The organism is Streptomyces sp. NPDC012510 (assembly GCF_042955065.1).
Lineage (GTDB): Bacteria > Actinomycetota > Actinomycetes > Streptomycetales > Streptomycetaceae > Streptomyces.
This window is the reverse complement of sequence record NZ_JBIBEN010000011.1, coordinates 89,612-104,877: the sequence shown is the minus strand read 5'-3', so window position 1 is coordinate 104,877 and position 15,266 is coordinate 89,612. Positions and strand designations below refer to the sequence as shown.

Annotated in this window: 12 protein-coding genes; 7 read left to right on the top strand and 5 right to left on the bottom strand. The window is 72.8% G+C overall.

What is annotated here, in order from left to right; genetic code table 11:
- The first annotated feature begins 30 nt into the window (after positions 1 to 30).
- Positions 31 to 2,808: a SpoIIE family protein phosphatase gene (locus ACFY9I_RS21490; RefSeq protein WP_391003881.1), complete on the top strand. Its 2,778-nt coding sequence runs from the start codon at positions 31 to 33 to the stop codon at positions 2,806 to 2,808.
- Between the two features lie 83 nt (positions 2,809 to 2,891).
- Here the strand turns inward: ACFY9I_RS21490 and ACFY9I_RS21485 are convergent, their stop codons facing one another.
- From ACFY9I_RS21485 to ACFY9I_RS21475, 3 genes are read right to left on the bottom strand one after another with little or no spacing between them, the layout of a single operon-like run.
- Positions 2,892 to 4,460, bottom strand: coding sequence for an FAD-dependent oxidoreductase (locus tag ACFY9I_RS21485; protein ID WP_391003879.1), 1,569 nt, complete (start codon positions 4,458 to 4,460; stop codon positions 2,892 to 2,894).
- Positions 4,457 to 5,188, bottom strand: coding sequence for a methyltransferase domain-containing protein (locus tag ACFY9I_RS21480; RefSeq protein ID WP_391003877.1), 732 nt, complete (start codon positions 5,186 to 5,188; stop codon positions 4,457 to 4,459). Before ACFY9I_RS21480 ends, ACFY9I_RS21485 begins: the two co-directional genes overlap by 4 nt.
- Before the next feature lie 42 nt (positions 5,189 to 5,230).
- Positions 5,231 to 6,442, bottom strand: a complete 1,212-nt coding sequence (locus tag ACFY9I_RS21475) for a lycopene cyclase family protein (protein ID WP_391004251.1) — start codon at positions 6,440 to 6,442, stop codon at positions 5,231 to 5,233.
- Between the two features lie 512 nt (positions 6,443 to 6,954).
- Here ACFY9I_RS21475 and ACFY9I_RS21470 point away from each other — a divergent pair.
- The 6 genes from ACFY9I_RS21470 (at position 6,955) to ACFY9I_RS21445 (ending at position 13,891) form a co-directional block, all read left to right on the top strand.
- Positions 6,955 to 8,208 (top strand): polyprenyl synthetase family protein, encoded by a 1,254-nt coding sequence (locus ACFY9I_RS21470; protein WP_391003876.1) that lies wholly within the window; start codon positions 6,955 to 6,957, stop codon positions 8,206 to 8,208.
- Positions 8,205 to 9,737 carry a phytoene desaturase family protein gene (locus ACFY9I_RS21465; RefSeq protein WP_391003874.1) on the top strand — a complete coding sequence of 511 codons (1,533 nt, stop codon included), beginning with the start codon at positions 8,205 to 8,207 and terminating at the stop codon, positions 9,735 to 9,737. Before ACFY9I_RS21470 ends, ACFY9I_RS21465 begins: the two co-directional genes overlap by 4 nt.
- Positions 9,734 to 10,759, top strand: a complete 1,026-nt coding sequence (locus tag ACFY9I_RS21460; RefSeq protein WP_391003872.1) for a squalene/phytoene synthase family protein — start codon at positions 9,734 to 9,736, stop codon at positions 10,757 to 10,759. Before ACFY9I_RS21465 ends, ACFY9I_RS21460 begins: the two co-directional genes overlap by 4 nt.
- Positions 10,760 to 10,979: 220 nt before the next feature.
- Positions 10,980 to 12,002 carry a DUF5914 domain-containing protein gene (locus ACFY9I_RS21455; protein ID WP_391003870.1) on the top strand — a complete coding sequence of 341 codons (1,023 nt, stop codon included), beginning with the start codon at positions 10,980 to 10,982 and terminating at the stop codon, positions 12,000 to 12,002.
- 200 nt (positions 12,003 to 12,202) lie between these two features.
- Positions 12,203 to 13,294, top strand: a complete 1,092-nt coding sequence (locus ACFY9I_RS21450) for an alpha/beta hydrolase family protein (RefSeq protein ID WP_391003868.1) — start codon at positions 12,203 to 12,205, stop codon at positions 13,292 to 13,294.
- Between the two features lie 213 nt (positions 13,295 to 13,507).
- Positions 13,508 to 13,891, top strand: coding sequence for a hypothetical protein (locus ACFY9I_RS21445; RefSeq protein ID WP_391003867.1), 384 nt, complete (start codon positions 13,508 to 13,510; stop codon positions 13,889 to 13,891).
- Positions 13,892 to 13,947: 56 nt separating this feature from the next.
- On the opposite strand, the gene ACFY9I_RS21440 is transcribed toward ACFY9I_RS21445, so the two are convergent.
- A complete protein-coding gene (locus tag ACFY9I_RS21440) occupies positions 13,948 to 14,217 on the bottom strand; it encodes a hypothetical protein (protein WP_391003865.1) in 270 nt (89 codons plus the stop codon).
- A gap of 135 nt (positions 14,218 to 14,352) precedes the next feature.
- On the bottom strand, positions 14,353 to 15,216 hold the full coding sequence (locus ACFY9I_RS21435; protein ID WP_391003863.1) for a DUF2382 domain-containing protein: 864 nt from the start codon (positions 15,214 to 15,216) through the stop codon (positions 14,353 to 14,355).
- Positions 15,217 to 15,266: the final 50 nt, after the last annotated feature.

Sequence of the window (15,266 nt, the reverse complement as noted above, 5' to 3'; positions counted from 1 at the left end):
GTGGAGAGCTGTGAGAGACAGGAAACGGCCATGGCCAGTCTTTGTGGTCGGGGAAGCGACCAGAACCGGGAGGCCGGTGACCGGCCGCCGAAGCCGCGCTCGCACCTCCTGCCGCGGGTCCGCAGCGTCGCGGGCCAGGTGTTCCTGTTGCAGCTCGTCATCATGGTGCTGTTCGCCACCGCCGCGGGCGTCGCTCTCGTCGTGCAGGAACGGAACGCCGGCACTCAGGAGGCCCGGCAGTTGACCTTCGGGGTCTCCCAGGCCTTCGCGAACGCCCCGGGGACCCTGGCGGCCATGAAATCCGACGACCCCACTGCGCTGATGCAGGCGCGCGCGGAGAAAGCCCGTGCGGACTCCGGAGTCGACTATGTCGTCGCGTTCGACCCGAACGGCTTCCGCTGGACCCATCCCGATCCCGGGCTGATCGGAAAGCACATCTTCGCGCAGCGTATGGGAGCCGCCGCCGACAGACCCTTCACCCAGACCTTCGAGGGCAGTCTCGGACTCTCCGTTGACTCGACGGTGCCCGTGCGTGACACCGACGGTACGGCCATCGTCGGGTTCGTGTCGGCCGGCGTCACGGTGGACAGCGTGAACGAGGTGGTGCGGGGCCAGCTACCGAACCTGCTCGGTTTCGCCGGCGGCGCCCTCGGGGTCGCGGCGGGCGGGACGGCACTGGTCTCCTGGCGGCTGCGACGGCAGACCCGTGGTCTGGACCCGTCCGAGATGACCCGGATGTACGAGCACCACGACGCGGTGCTGCACGCGGTGCGGGAAGGAGTGCTCATCATCGCGGGGGACGGACGGCTCCTGCTCGCCAACGACGAGGCACGACGCCTGCTGGAACTGCCCCCGGATGCCGAGCAACGCCGTGTCACCGAACTCGGCCTGGAGTCCGGCACGGTCGGGTTGCTGGAATCGGGGCGAACGGTCACCGACGAGGTGCACCGGGTCGGCGACCGTCTGCTGGCCGTCAACATGCGGCCGGTCGACCCGGGCGGCGGCCCGGCGGGCAGTGTGGCCACGCTCCGTGACACCACCGAACTGCGCTCCCTGGCGGGGCGGGCCGAGGTGGCCCGGGAGCGGCTGTGGCTGCTCTACGAGGCGGGTGTGCGGATCGGTACCACGCTGGATGTGACGCGTACGGCACAGGAACTGGCCGAGGTCGCGGTCCCCCGGTTCGCCGACGCCGCCACCGTCGACCTGCTGCATCCGGTCCTGCGAGGCGAGGAGACACCCGGGCCCGGGTCCGGGTCCGGGATGCGCCGCACGGCGGTGCACGGCGTCGAGGGCGTAACGTCGCTGTGGCCCGTCGGCGAGCTGGTCGCACCGGCCCCCGTCGCACCCGTGGTCATGGCCGCCGAGCGAGGCCGCGCCGTCCTGGAGCCCGATCCGGCCGTCTCCGGCGGCTGGTCGGCCGCCCAGGATCCCGAGCACGTCGGACGCCTGCTCGCGCACGGCTTCCACTCCGTGATCACCGTGCCGCTGCAGGCCCGCGGTGTGCTGCTGGGCAGGGCGAGCTTCTGGCGCTCGCAGAACGCTCCCTTCGAGGAGGACGACCTGGTCTTCGCCGAGGAACTCGCCGCCCGGGCAGCGGTGACCATCGACAACGCCCGCCGCTACACCCGCGAGCACACTCTGGCCGAAAGTCTCCAGCGCAGCCTGCTGCCCCGCTCCCTGCCCGACCATTCGGCCGTCGAGACCGCCCACCGCTACCTGCCCGCCCGGGACGGTGTGGGCGGCGACTGGTTCGACGTCATCCCCCTGCCGGGCGCCCGGGTCGCGCTGGTGGTCGGCGACGTGGTCGGGCACGGCCTCCACGCCGCGGCCACCATGGGCCAGCTACGCGCCGCCGTGCACACCTTCTCCGCCCTGGACCTTTCCCCGGACGAGCTTCTCGGACACCTGGACGAGCTGGTCACCCGGATCGACAGCGAGGCGAACGCGGGCGGGGACGACAACGGCGTCACGGGGGCCACCTGCCTCTACGGGATCTACGACCCGGTCTCCGGGAAGTGCTCGCTGGCCCGGTCCGGCCATCCGGAGCCGGCCCTGGTGCACCCCGACGGCACCGTCGAGTACCTACGGATACCGGGCTCCCCGCCGCTCGGTCTGGGGAGTGGGCTTCCCTTCGAGACCGCCGAGCTCACCTTGCCCGAAGGGTCCAGGCTGGTCCTGTACACCGACGGTCTGATCGAGGACCGGGCCCGGAGTACCGACGACGGTCCGGAAGCTCTGCGCGGCGCTCTCGCGCATCCGGGCCGGACCGCGGAGGAGACCTGCCGGGACGTCTTCGAGGCCCTGCTTCCGGCCCGCCCGAGCGACGACGTCGCTCTGCTCGTCGCTCGTACCCACCTGCTCGACCCTTCCCAGGTCGTCGACTGGGACGTGCCGGGTGATCCCGCCGCCGTCGCCGGCGTCCGTGCGGCTGTCGCCCGCCGGCTGGAGTCCTGGGGGCTGGAAGAGTTGGCCTTCGCGACCGAGTTGATGATCAGCGAGTTGGTCACGAACGCCATCCGTTACGGCACCGACCCGATCCGTCTGCGGCTGCTGCACGACCGCGAGAGTCTGATCTGCGAGGTCGCCGACGGCAGCAGCACCTCACCGCACCTTCGCCGGGCGACGACGACCGACGAGGGCGGGCGGGGGCTGTTCCTCGTGGCCCAGTTCGCCCAACGCTGGGGCACCCGCTACATGGCACGGGGCAAGGTCATCTGGACGGAGCAGTCGCTTCACGGTCCGGTGTCCGACGCCGACGGAGCGGCGGCCGACAGCCTGCTGGACCAGTGGGACGACTCGGGTTGGTGAGAACGAGGTGAATGAACGGCCCGCGACGACAGGGGAGAGTTCGTGCGTTGGGGCCATGATCACTTTTCGTGCTCCTCGGCGGTTCATGGATGTGGTCCTCTCGCCGGCCGGCGGCGGGCCACCAGGGCGCGCAGCAGTGCCGAGCGGCCGCGATCGGGGACTGTCCATACGTTCTCCCCGCGCACCTTCCATCGTTCCAGCAGGGTGTTGGCGGCGAGGAAGCCGGAGGTGGCCGCGCGTTCCATCAAGGCCACGGGCAGGTCGGTGCGGACCAGGTCGCCGGCGACGACGACGGCCGGGTCGGGCGTGCGTACCGTGGGACGGTGGGTGTAGCCGCCCACGGGGAAGAGGGGGCAGTCCGCCCGCCACTCGTGCCGGGCGGCGACGACTCGGGCCCGGCGTGTCTCCGGGTACACGCGGTGCAACTGCGCCAGGAGAGTCCGTTGAGCGCTGTCACGGTCGGTGGCCGGCGGTACGGCGTAGGCGTGGAGTTCGACGACTGAGCCCCCGGTGCGTGCGGCCCAGCGTCCGGCCTCGCCCTCCCATCGGGACAGGACGCTGATGTTGTCCAGCGCCCCGTAGCCGCTGGTGCCCAGGAAGCCGGGGCGGGCGGGGTCCACGGGGCGGTCCAGCCAGAGCCGGGACACCAGGAACGGCGCGGCCGTGCGCAGCCGTGCGATCCGGTCGCGCCACGTGTGGTCGCCGAGCCGTGGGGAGCGGCTCACCACGGCCCTGAGGCCATCGGTGTCCATGGCCAGCACCACGGCGTCGAAGAGCCGGGTGGCGGAGGTGTCGGCCACGAGGTACCGGCTGTCGGGGGTGGGGTGGACGGCTTCGACGGGTGTGGCCGTGCGCAGTGCGGCGCCCTGGCGGGTGAGGTTGGCCGCCAGCGGCTCCCAGAGAGCGGCGGGGAAGGGTTCGCGGGGCACGTCGAACAGCAGGCCCTCGCTCGAGCCGAGGAAGTAGATGTGGAACATCAGCGCCATCTCGGCCGCCGAGAGCTGACGGGGATCGGTGAAGAAGCTGCGGGAGAACACCTCGAAGGCCAGATGCCGCGCGGCCCTGGGGAAGCGGACGGCGTCCAGGAAGGCGTCGGCGCTGAGACGGTCGAGGTCCTCGTGCACCCGGCGGGTACGGACGTCCAGCAGGGGCAGGGCGGCGGCGGGGCGCAGTGACAGCAGGTCCGCGAACCGGAACGTGGGGCTGAGCGCCGCGAAGCCCAGCGCGTTCCACGGCGGGGTGCGCGGGACGCGGCGGAAACTGTCGCACAGGCCGCTGCTGTGTTTGAGGGGGTAGTCGGGCAGGCCGGTCAGCATGCCCAGGTCGGGGTCCACGCGGCGCAGCAGGGCCCGCAGGTTGTAGTACTGGCGGAAGAAGGCGTGGAAGCCCCGGCTCATCGTGGCGCTGCTGCCGTCGGGCAGGGTGATGGGCCATCCCGCCACCCGGCCGCCGAGGAAGGGCTCGCGTTCGTACAGCTCCACGCGCACGCCCCGCTCCGCCAGCACCGTGGCGGCGGCCAGACCGGCGATGCCGCCGCCGATCACCGCCGTGGCCGGCGGATCGGCCAGGATCCGGTGTGCTCCTGGTCGGACGGGCACCGCCTGCGCCCGCCGGTCCCGGCCGGGCGGCCCGGCGGGGGTGGGGCCGTTCACCGGGCACCGGCCTGGGGCGCGGGAGGTCGCCGGGCGAGGAAGGTGTGCGTGATGCCCGTCTGCCAGCCCCGCAGCGGCAGCACGCGGACGTGGTCGAAGCCGGCCCGGCGCATCCGCTCGCCGAACGCCGGAGCGGTGTCGAATTCCATGACACTGCGCCGCAGATGGTCATAGAGCCCGCCGTTGCCGGTGGCCGCGCCGAGCGGCCGGATGACGCCCGAGCAGAGCGCGGACCACACCGCACGGTCCACGCGCCGCCCGCTGAGCGTGTACTCGTGCACCGCGAGCCGGCCACGGGGTGCCAGGAGTTCGAGCACCGTACGCAGTACGGCGTCGCAGTCGGCCAGGTTGCGGAAGAGGTAGGCGGCGAGGACCGCGTCGAACGGGCCACGCACACCGGCCGCGCCCAGGTCCTCCGCCGGGGCGTGGACGAAGCTCACCCGGGCCGGCCAGTTCTTGGCGGCGGCCCTGCGCAGCATGCCCGCCGACGCGTCCACCCCGACGATGCGCGCGCGTGGCAGGGCGGCGGCCAGGGCCGCGGTCGAGGCGCCCGTGCCGCAGCCGAGGTCGAGCACCCGGTGGGCGGCCGTGCCGGTGGCCAGAGCAAGGCGCCGGGCGGAGCGGCGCAGGTGCGCGTGGTAGCCCGGGTTCAGCCGCACCAGGCGGTCGTAGCTGCCGGCGCCGCGGTCGAACGCTTCGGTCAGCGCCGCATCGTGCAGCAAGGTCATGAGGGACTCCTCGTACGAGAGGCGCCTGCCGCGGCAGGCCGGTCAGGAGGCGGGGCGGCGGGGCACCCACGGCAGTTCCGCGGCCGTGCGCAGCATCGGTGCCAGCGGGGCGTGTACGCCGACCGCGAGGTCCTCGTACAGGTGGGTGCGCCCGTCCAGGAACCGCAGCAGCCGCGCCGCAGGGACGCGGTCGAACAGGTGGAAGAAGAAGTCGGGGCCGTCGAGGCGGCCGGTGTCCAGGGCGCGCAGGAGGACGGCGTCCATCATCCGGGCCCGCCTCGGATGGGGCGGCGGTGGCGCGGGACGGCGGCCCGCGCGGACGGCCTGGGCGACCGCCCGGGTCTGCCGCTGGATGGCGGCGAAGGTGTAGCCGGTGGAGGGACGTGTGCAGCCGCCGGCGGCTCCGATGCGGAAGACGCTGGGTGCGGTGCGGTCGGCCGTGGGTGCGGGGCGGTCGGTGAGGACGGCGTCGGTCATGGGGATCACTCCCTGTTCCGTGGCCCGGATCCGCAGCGGGCCGGTGCCCAGGACGTGGCGTGTGTAGTGCTCCAGAGCGGCGTCGTAGGCGTCGGCGGTCAGCGGCGCGGGGCCGAACTCGGTGTACTCGACCAGGGCGGTGTGGGAGCTGGTGGGCAGGACGTAGCCGAAGGACAGTCCGTGTGCCGGCTGGGGTGTGCGAAAGTCCATCAGGTCGGCCACGTCCGGGTCGAACACCGGCCGCCGGGTGCGGACGAACCAGCCGCGGAAGTGCTGCAGCAGGTGCGTGCGGGCGGCGGGCGGGCGGTGCGGGGGGCGGGAGTCGAACACCCAGCGGGCCGCCACCTCGATTCGGGCGCCTGCGGCGTCCGTCGCTCGCACCCTCGCCGGGCAGCCGGGCGGGGCCGCGACCTCGTGGACGGTCCCCTCGACGCGTCGGATCCACGGCCGCTGGGCCAGGTCGCCCTTGACCAGCGCCTCGAAGTCGTGTGAGCGGATCATCTTGTAGCGCAGGGGGGCGATGGAGCGCCGCACGGCCGTTCCGCGCCGGCTGTGCACGCGCAGCCACTGCCAGGATGCCGTCACCGCGGTGTCGTAGCGGCCGGGCCCCGCTTCCCAGAAACACCAGGTCCGCGGTGGTGTCGGCAGAGGTCCGGCCGGCGCGTCGACCAGGACGACGGACACCGCCCGCCGCCGGAGCGTGTCGCCGGGCAGGCGATGCGCCAGGGACAGCCCTGCGGCGCCGCCGCCGACGATGACGATGTCCGACTCGACCACTCCTCCTCCGCTCCTGCGCCGGGGTTCGCCCCGGCTCGCACCCATCTCGGCCTTCGGATCGTCCGCCGGGGGCGGCGGCTGGGTCGGAGTGTTCCGGTACGGCAGCTCGTCCACCGGGTCGGTGGCTTGCCCGGAGTATTCCGGCCGGGCCCCGCCGCCGGATGCGTGCCACGCGGGTCCGCTTGGCGAGGATGCCCGCCGAACGGGTGGAGGCGGGGGCCATTCGGTGCCCCGGCCGCGGCACACCGGCCGCCGCGGGGAAGGCATCGGGGCGTGCGGCACCCGGGCGTGGGCGGCCGGGACGGAGGGCAGGCCCGGTGTCGGCGGCGCGCGGTGCGCGGGCGCCCCTCTCCTGCCCCGCCGACATGCCGCACAGCGCGGTGCCGTCCGGCAGGCCCCCGGTGCTCCGCGCGCCCCCGGGCTTCCCCGTGTTACGGCGGCGGCACAACCGAAGCGCTGTGTGCGGCCGAACCACGGAGGGAAGCCCCCTGCTGCCTACGAGAGGAAACGGGATGCTCTCCAGCGGAGCCCATGACGTCTCCGACGGGACCCGGCCGCCGCCACTCACCCCCGACGGGACCCGGCCGCCGGCGCTCACCCGCGCCGGGGGCCGGCCGGGGCCGTGCGCCCCGCGCCCGGCGGCCGTGGACTCCGACGTGCCCGCCGCCGTCCGGCGCTGCCTGGAGCAGATCATCGACGAGCGCATGGCCCACTGCCGGACGCTCGACACCGTCTTCGGCGAGGACCTGGCCGCCCGGCTCGCCGCCTTCACCCTGCACGGCGGCAAGATGATCCGCCCCCAGTTGCTGTGGTGGTCCTTCCGTGCCGGTGCCGGAGACACCCGGCACACCGCGGCCGTGCTGCGGATCGCGGCGGCCCTGGAAGTGCTGCAGACGTGCGCGCTGGTGCAGGACGACGTGATGGACGACGCCCCTCTGCGCCGTGGCCGTCCGGCGCTGCACACCGATGTCGGTCGCCAGTACCCCGCGGCCGGCCCGGACTTCGCGAAGGCCGCGGCGGTTCTCGTCGGCGACCTGGCACTGGCGTGGGCGGACGACGTCGTCGCCGGGACGATGCTGCCGGCGCTGGCAGCCGACGCCGTGCGGGAGATCTGGCGGGTCATGCGCACCGAGATGGTTGCCGGACAGTACCTCGACCTGCACGGCCAGGTGACCGGGATGTCCTGCGCGGCCCGCGCCGTACGGATCGCCTGCCTCAAGAGCGGGCTCTACTCGGTCGAACGGCCCATGGCGCTCGGTGCCGCGCTCGCCGGGGCCGACGCGCGGACCAGCCAGATCCTGTCGGCGGCCGGTCGCTGTGCGGGCATCGCCTTCCAGCTCCGTGACGACCTGGACGGAGTGTTCGGTGCACCGCACACGACCGGCAAGCCCTCGGGCGACGACATCCGGCAGGGCAAACCGACCTACCTGGTCGCCCTGGCCCGGGCCAGGGCCGAGGCGAGCGGCGACACCGAGGCGCTGGCCGTGCTGGCCGACTGTGTGGGCGCCCGGCGGCTGGCCGAGGGACGGCTCGCCGAGGTGCGGCGGGTGCTGGAGCGCACCGGAGCCCGGCAGGCGGTGCAACGGCGGGCGGAGCGGTTCGGCGCCCGCGGGGTCGGTCGGCTGACGGACGCCGCCGTTCCCGAGCCGGCCGGCGGGCGGCTGCGGGAGCTGCTGCGGGCGGCGGCCGGCTGCGGGCCCGGACCGGCAGCCCGGGTGGCGGACGACGCGGCCGGGCCGCTGGGCGCCCACAGGGGGCGGCGATGAGGACGGTACGCGGCCGGACGGACCACGTCGTGGTGGTGGGCGCGGGTTTGTCGGGCCTGTCGGCGGCCCTGCACCTGCTGGGTTCGGGTCGGCGGGTGACCGTCGTCGAACGCGAGTGCCTGCCCGGCGGCCGGGCAGGACGACGCGACCTCGGCGGCTACCGCATCGACACCGGACCTACCGTGCTGACGATGCCGCAGCTTGCCGACGAGGCGTTCGCGGCGGTCGGCGAGCGCCTTGCCGACCGCGTCGACCTCGTCCCCCTCCACCCCGCCTACCGGGCCTGCTTCGCCGACGGCAGCCTCCTGGACGTCCACACCGACGCCGACGCGATGGAGGCGGAGGTCGAGCGGTTCGCCGGGGCCCGGGAAGCGGCCGGCTACCGGCGGCTGCGGGACTGGCTCCAACGGCTGTACGCGCTGCAGATGCGCCGTTTCATCGACGTCAACTTCGACTCCCCGCTGGCCCTGCTGACACCCGATCTGGCGCGGCTCGCCGCGCTGGGCGGATTCGGCAGGCTGGAGACGCGCATCGCCCGGTTCCTGACCGACGAACGCCTGCGGCGGGTGTTCTCCTTCCAGTCCCTGTACGCCGGTGTCGCACCGTCGCGCGCCCTGGCCGCGTACGCCGTGATCGCGTACATGGACACCGTGGCCGGCGTGTACTTCCCGCGCGGCGGCATGCACGCCCTGCCCCGCGCCCTGGCCGACGCCGCCGCCGACGCCGGTGCCGAGTTGCGCTTCGGCCAGGAGGTCACACGCCTGGAGAGGCTGGGCGACCGGGTCACGGCGGTGTGCACCGGGCAGGAGCGCATTCCGTGCGACGCGGTCGTCCTGACGTGTGACCTGCCCGTCGCCCACCGGCTGCTGGGCCGCAGTCCGCGCCGCCCGGTCCGTCTGCGCTACGCCCCCTCGGCCGTCGTCCTGCACGTCGGCACCACCCGCACCTGGCCACACCTGGCCCACCACACGCTCTCCTTCGGCGCCGCGTGGCGGCGCACCTTCGAGGAGCTGACCCGGGCGGGCAGCCTGATGAGTGACCCGTCCCTGCTGATCACCCGCCCCACCGCCGGCGACCCCGGCCTGGCACCCGGGGGACGCCATCTGCACTACATCCTGGCGCCCTGCCCCAACACCGAGGCCGGGATGCCGGCCTCGGCCTGGGAGGAGCTCGCTCCCCGCTACCGCGACAGCCTCCTCGTCACCCTGGAACGCCGGGGGATGGCCGGGATCGCCTCCGCCATCGAAGAGGAGTGCCTGGTGACACCCGCCGACTGGACCGCGCAGGGCCATGCCGCCGGCACGCCCTTCTCGGCCGCCCACACCCTCGCCCAGACCGGTCCGTTCCGGCCCCGCAACCTGGTGCGCGGCGTGGACAACGTCGTCCTGGCCGGCTGCGGGACCACGCCCGGGGTCGGCGTGCCGACCGTACTGATCTCCGGCAGGCTGGCCGCGGCACGGATCACCGGTACGCCGTCCCCACGCCCGTGGCACCGGCGTGCCGCGGCCTCGCGGGAGCCGGGGCGATGAGCCACCGCGAACTCGACGCCGCCCACATCACGGACCCGGCCCTGCGCTCCGCCTACCTGAGGTGCCGACGGCTCAACGCCCGCCACGGCCGCACCTACTTCCTGGCCACCCGTCTGCTGCCCGCGGCACGCAGACCGGCCGTGCACGCGCTGTACGGCTTCGCCCGGTGGGCGGACGACATCGTCGACGACGTGGGCGAGTCGGCCGCGCCCGCGCAGCGCGCGGCAGCCCTCGACCGGCTGGAGACACGGTTGCGGCAGGCGCTCGACGGGGACCCGGCGGCCGGTGAGCCGGTCGTCCTGGCCGTCTCCGACACCGCCGCCCGCTACGCCATCGCCCCCATCCACTTCACCGACTTCCTGGCGTCGATGCGCAGCGACCTCACCGTCGGCGCGTACGCCACGTACGACGACCTGTACACGTACATGCACGGTTCGGCCGCGGTCATCGGACTGCAGATACTGCCCGTGCTGGGCACCGTGGGGCCCCAGGCCGAGGCGGCCCCGTACGCGGCCGCGCTGGGCGTGGCCTTCCAGCTCACCAACTTCCTGCGCGACGTCGGTGAGGACCTGGACCGCGGCCGTGTCTATGTGCCCGAAGACCTGCTCACCGCCCACGGCGTCGACCGGGACCTGCTGCACTGGAGCAGAAGCACCGGACGCCGGGACAGACGCATCACAGCCGCACTGCGAGCCGCGGAAGCGATGACCCGGGCCGTCTACCGGCAGGCCGCACCCGGCCTTCCCCTGCTGGACCCGGTGGCGCGACCCTGCATCCGGGCCGCCTACGTCCTCTACGGAGGCATCCTCGACGCCATCGCCGACGACGGCTACCCGGTACTGCACCGGCGCGCGGCGGTCTCCCGGCGCCGGCGCGCGGCCGTCGCCGCGGACGGACTGGCCCGGCTCACGGCCGCCCGGCTCACCGCACGGCGCCCTGGCGGCGGGGCCACCCCCGCCGCCCCGGCCGGCGCCCGCCCGATCCCTACGGCCACGGCTCGCCCGACCGTTCCTGAAGACTGAGCACAAGTGAACTCTGCTCAGCCGCACGCCCCGAACGGTCTTGAGCGTGCTGGTCCCCGGCGTGCTCGACCCCGGGGCAGCGACACGCGTCCCGTGCGTGATCCGATCCCGGGACCCCGGCGTCCCAGAACGCGCGATCACGTCAACCAGGGCGGCCCAGCGCACCGTAAGCCAGGAAGTCGACCATCACACGATCGAGTCAACCCGTCGAGGAGCCCGGATGAACCGCGACGCGAGCCCGCGCAACGCCCGCTACCCGCTTCGTCTGCGCCGCCGCCCGGTGAGCTGGGAACGCCAGGCACCCACCTGGCAGCAGGCACGGCCCGCCCTCATCGGGCACGCACTCCAGCGCGCTCTGGCGCGGCCGTCGGGCAACTGGTTCGTGGTCGGCGCCACGGCGCACCTCACCTCCACCCGCCCGCTGTCGGGCACCATCGCCGGCACCGAGGTCGTGGTCTGGCGCGACGCGCGCGGACGCCTGGTCGGCGGTCCGGGCCAGTGCCCCCACCTCGGCGCACCCCTGGCGCTCAGCCCCGTACGCTGCGGCACCCTGGTCTGCCACTGGCACGGCCTGTCCCTGGACGGATCGACACACGCCGGCTGGAAACCGCTGCCCGTCCACGACGACGGCGTACTGGTGTGGGTCAGACTGGACACGGCCGGCGGGGAAAACCCCCTGCCCGCCCCGGTGGTACCGGCCAGGCCCGCACCCGCGGCGTCCCTCCACACGGTCTGGACGGGCGTGGGAAGCTGCGAACCGGAGGACGTCATGGCGAACCGCCTCGATCCCTGGCACGGCGCGTGGTTCCACCCGTACTCGTTCGTGGACCTCACCGTCGTACGGACCCCCGGAGACAGCGAAGACGGCGGCGAGGCCGGCGACTCCTTGGTCGTCGACGTCTCCTTCCGCCTCACCCGGCGCATCGTCGTACCGGTACGGGCGGAGTTCACCGCCCCAGAGCCGCGCACCGTCCTCATGCGGATCACGGACGGGGAAGGTGCCGGATCCGTGGTGGAGACCCATGCCACCCCTCTGGGCGCCGACCTCCTGGGCCGACCGCGCACCGCCGTGGCGGAAGCCGTCATCGCCACCTCCGACCGGCCCGGCTTCTCCCTGGCCCGCACTTTGGCCCCCCTCCTGCGCCCGCTGATCCGCACAGCCGCCGGCCGCCTCTGGCGCGACGACCTCGCCTACGCCGAACGCCACCGCCACCTGCGCCGGACCGGCAGGCCACCCTACTGACCGAGAAGGTCGAAGACGTCTTCGAGGCCCGTCCGGGGATGTAACTCCGGGGATGTACGGCGGCACCCGAAGTGGATCCACAGGTTGATGGCCGACGCGCCTGCCGTCCATAGCGTTCAGGCATCGACGCTCTTTCTCGGTGAGACATCGACGGAAGGATTTCCGTGAAACGTACATCCCTTGTGGGTGCTGTTGTCGCCATGGTTCTGGCAGGAGTTCCATGGACCGCGACCGCCCAGGCCGACCCGCAGACGCAACGACCGCCCAGAGCCTCGCTGGTGCTGCCCCAGCCGTCCGGGCACCACCCCGTCGGCATGACCACCGTTCACCTGAAGGACGAGGGCCGCTCCGATCCGTGGGTGCCCGACGTCGACCGGGAGTTGATGGTCTCCCTCTGGTACCCGGCCGTGAGGCCCTCGGGCACGCCCGCGCCCTACATGACTGACGAGGAGTCCAAGCAGTACGTCGCGAGCACCGAACTGGACCTGCCGGCAGATCTGTTCAGCACGGTGGTGACCCATTCCACGGTGGACGCCGCGCCGTCGCGACCGCGGGGCGGGCTGCCCCTCGTCGTGCTGTCGCCGGGGTTCGGCATGCCGCGCGCCACGCTCACCGGCCTCGCCGAGGACCTCGCCAGTCGTGGCTACGCCGTCGCCGGGACAGGGCACAACTTCGAGGCCGCCGGCATCTCGTTCCCCGACGGACACACGACCCCGTGTGTGGCGTGCGCGGACACCGACTATCCCAAGGTCGGCGCCGTCCGCGCCCAGGACATCTCCTTTCTGCTCGACGAACTCACCGGAGACGGACCGGCCTGGAAGGACGGCGCTCTCATCGACACCGACCGCATCGCCATGGTCGGGCACTCAGCCGGCGGATTCAGCACGATCCCGGCCATGCTGCGCGACCCGCGCATCAAAGCGGCCGCCAACATGGACGGCAATTTCCGGTTCCCCAACAACACCCCGCTGGACCGGCCGGTGTTGATGCTGGGCAAGCCCAGCCATGTACCCGCCGGTCCTGACCCGACCTGGGACGAGACCTGGAGTGAACTGACCGGATGGAAGCGCTGGCTGACGGTCGACGACACCGAACACCTCTCGTTCACCGATCTGGCACCCCTGGCCGAGCAACTCGGCGCACCGCTCCAAGCCCTCGACGGTGAGCGCGTCGACACCATCACCCGCGCCTATCTCGCCGCGTTCGTCGACACACACCTGCGCGGCAGGAACACACCCCTGTTGGACCGGCCCACGGAGCGCTTCCCGGAAGTACGGTTCCATCGACGGTAGAACGCCTCGCAGGCACTTCGGCCCGAGGCCGGGGTTTGGCATGCGACCCCTCCCCCATCTCATCTACGATCCGACCCATATCTCTTCGGAAGTCGGTGAGCAGCCTTGGGGCGCAGTATCCGGACGCGGCGTAAGACTCCTTCCGCACCCGACAGGGGTGGCCGTCGCTCGTGGCGGCGTCGCCTCGGCCTGCTCATGATGGTGCCCTGCGCTGTGCTGATCACCTCGTGCGGCGATGGGACGAAGGCGCCGGACCTGGCGGACCAGGACCGCTTCCTGCGCGCATACGTCGAACTCCTCAACGAGTCCGACGAGGCCGGCTTGGCCCGTCTTCTCGGCGCCCACCCTCACGGCGACGAGGACGCCCGTGCCCGTGTCAAGGCGTACGGTGGCCAGGACTGGGATGTCCGATGGAGCCGCACCTCGGAGTTCGCGAATGTGTGGAGCGTCGACCTGACCGGCACCGCACGCGCCGGGGACACGCCCGTCCGCCTCAACGAGACGATCACCCGGGAGGGTGAGCACTGGACGATGGCCCCACTGCCCGGTGTCGTACCGGAGCCGTCGAACGCGGCGGACACCGAACCCCCCGGGTAGGGCCTGTCCCGTGGGCCACGCCAAGCCCGCGCGGTGGGCCGGTGGGGCGCCGGGGGTCAACTGCCGGCGGGCGTCACGCCGAACATGAGGGTGTGGCGCGGGACGTCGTACTGGACGGTCTCATTGTGCTCGAGGAGGTCCCTCAGGACATCGGCGTCGTCCGCGTCGACGGTGAGGACCTCTTCCCCGGCTCCCTCGTCCAGAACGAGTTGAAGGGTGAGAGTTCCGCGCTGGCCGGGTTCGCCGGCCACCCAACTGAACTGGTAGTGGTTGACCTGGCGGACCTTGATGCCAGCGTCTGTGAGGGGCTGCTCCACCTGTGTCATGGCAGTCGAATCCCTTCTCGTAGCGAACGCCCGACGTACGCCTGTCCGGGTCGCCGGGAGGGTCGTCTTCGGCTGACAGGCGCACCTTCAGCCGCGGTCCCCAGCGGCCGGGCGAACGGGGCGCGGGCGATGGCTTTATTCGTCGCGCCTGCGCTGGTCGGTGCCTTGGGCGTCTTCGGTGCCTTCGGCTTCTATCCGCTCCTTGCGAACCCGGCCGCGGACCGTCTCCTCGTCGGTGCGCTCTTCGGTCGACATGCGCACCCGCTCCACCGGCACCGTTTCGGTCTGCGCCACGGGGCGCTCCTCGTGCAGGGTGACCTCGTGCTCGGCCTCACTGATCTCGGGGCCGGAGAGGGCCGCGTCCCGGTTTTCGTCCGTGATCGGCTCACGTTCGACGCGGACCTCCTCATGGCGCACCGGCACGGTCTGCTGCACCTCCTCGGTGACGACGTACTTGCGCAGCCGCGCCCGCCCGGCCTCGTGGCGCTCGGTGCCGACGGTCATGCGCTCCTCCGAACGCGTCATCGCGTCATCGGTGCCGGCACGCGTGCCCGGGGTGCCCGCACGCGTGCCCGGGGTGCCGGGCGTCCCGGTCGTCTCGCGGGGTCCCACGTCACCGGAGGTACCGGTGTGGGCCCGACCCGCATCGCCAGGCCTGTCGGCCTGCTGCCAGGCCGCGTCCCAGTCGATGCCGTAGTGCTCGTACAGGCGGTGCTCTTCCTCTTCGGACAGGTGCCCGCCCGCGTCGACATCGACGTTGGGCGCGTCCTTGACCGTGTCCTTGGCGTAGGGGACCTCCAGGTGGTCTTCCACGATGGAGGCGTCGTGGATGGGCACGAAAGACTCGCTCGTGCCGAACAGGCCGGTCTTGACGCTGACCCACTCGGGCCGACCCGTGGCGTCGTCCAGGAAGACGTGCTTGGCATCGCCGATCTTGGTGCCGTCGGTGTCGTGGACGGGGTGGTCGAGCACGGTCGGTATCTGCTCGCGGGTAATCACTTACCTCACCGTTCTCTCTGTGGTCGCGTTCGCTCGCCCCTTCCGACTCA

Coding starts and splice junctions, on each gene's coding strand:
- ACFY9I_RS21490 (WP_391003881.1), top strand. CDS start 31: ATGGCCAGTCTTTGTGGTCGGGGAAGCGACCAGAACCGGGAGGCCGGT.
- ACFY9I_RS21480 (WP_391003877.1), bottom strand. CDS start 5,188: ATGACCTTGCTGCACGATGCGGCGCTGACCGAAGCGTTCGACCGCGGC.
- ACFY9I_RS21470 (WP_391003876.1), top strand. CDS start 6,955: ATGCTCTCCAGCGGAGCCCATGACGTCTCCGACGGGACCCGGCCGCCG.
- ACFY9I_RS21465 (WP_391003874.1), top strand. CDS start 8,205: ATGAGGACGGTACGCGGCCGGACGGACCACGTCGTGGTGGTGGGCGCG.
- ACFY9I_RS21460 (WP_391003872.1), top strand. CDS start 9,734: ATGAGCCACCGCGAACTCGACGCCGCCCACATCACGGACCCGGCCCTG.
- ACFY9I_RS21455 (WP_391003870.1), top strand. CDS start 10,980: ATGAACCGCGACGCGAGCCCGCGCAACGCCCGCTACCCGCTTCGTCTG.
- ACFY9I_RS21450 (WP_391003868.1), top strand. CDS start 12,203: ATGGTTCTGGCAGGAGTTCCATGGACCGCGACCGCCCAGGCCGACCCG.
- ACFY9I_RS21440 (WP_391003865.1), bottom strand. CDS start 14,217: ATGACACAGGTGGAGCAGCCCCTCACAGACGCTGGCATCAAGGTCCGC.